Annotated in this window: 1 pseudogene; it reads left to right on the top strand. The window is 66.2% G+C overall.

Features of this window, described 5'->3' with window-relative positions:
- Positions 1 to 69: 69 nt before the first annotated feature.
- A pseudogene (locus KZA10_RS15555) lies at positions 70 to 1247 on the top strand (IS3 family transposase).
- Positions 1248 to 1280 lie beyond the last annotated feature (33 nt).

Below are 1280 nucleotides of genomic sequence, written 5' to 3'. Positions count from 1 at the left end.
GGGCGTGAGGAAGGAATTGGTGACAACTGATCGTTAGTGCCGGGAGGCGCTGGCGGGGAGGATGTCATCATGCCTGGTCCCTATCCCAGAGAGTTCCGCGAGGACGTTGTCGCGGTCGCTCGTAGCCGCGAGAGCGGCGTCACCATCAAGCAGATCGCCACTGACTTCGGCATCAGCGAAGCGACGTTGCAGAACTGGCTCCGTCAGGCCGACGTCGAATACGGCAACCGTCCTGGTCAGACCGCTGCAGACGCAGCGGAGGCGCGGGAGTTGAAGAAGCGGATCCGGTTGCTCGAGCAGGAGAACGAGGTCCTCAGGCGAGCGGCGGCGTATCTGTCGCAGGCGAACCTGCGCCTCGGTGGCTCCCCAAAATGACATACCCGCTCGTTGCTGAGCTCGCCGACGCGGGGATCCCCGTGTCGGTGTCGTGCCGGGTCCTTAAGCTCGCCCGCCAGCCCTACTACCGGTGGAGAGGCGACCCGATCCGGGACGCGGATGTGCTCCGCGCCTATCGGATCAATGCGCTGCACGATGCGCACCACGAGGACCCGACGTTCGGCTACCGATACCTGGCCGACGAGGCGCGCCGGGCTGGCTGGCGGATGAGTCGCCGGACGGCGTGGAAGCTGTGCTCGCAGGCCGGGATCCTCTCGTCCGCGCAACGCCGCCGGCGGGGCAAGGGCAAGAAGGCCGGCCCTCCCGTGTTCGACGACCACGTGCAACGGGTATTCCGTGCCAATGCGCCGAACAGGCTCTGGCTCACGGACATCACGGAACATTGGACGAGCGAAGGCAAGCTCTACTGCTGCGCGATCAAGGACGTGTTCTCGAACCGGATCGTCGGCTACTCGATCTCGGATCGGATGACAGCGAAGCTCGCCGTCGATGCCGTGCGCAACGCCGTCACCCGCCGCGGTGAGGTGGCCGGCTGCATCCTGCACGCGGACAGGGGCAGCCAGTTCCGGAGCAGGGCGATGGCCCGCGAGCTGCGCCGTCACGACATGGTCGGATCGATGGGGCGCGTCGGCGCGGCCGGGGACAACGCGGCGATGGAGAGCTTCTGGTCACTGTTGCAGACGAACGTCCTCAACCAGCAGCGGTGGGCGACGCGGCAGGAGCTTCGCCTCGCCATCGTCGTCTGGATCGAGCGGAAGTATCACCGCCAGCGAGCCCAGGACACCCTCGGCGGGTTGACGCCCATCGAGTTCGAAGCCAAGCTAACCGAGCCGCTCACACTCGCGGCCTAAACCGAAACTGTCACCAGTTCGTTCCTCACGCCC

Source organism: Microbacterium sp. BF1, from assembly GCF_019279095.1.
GTDB lineage: Bacteria > Actinomycetota > Actinomycetes > Actinomycetales > Microbacteriaceae > Microbacterium > Microbacterium maritypicum.
This window is presented reverse-complemented; position numbering and strand designations above follow the sequence as displayed.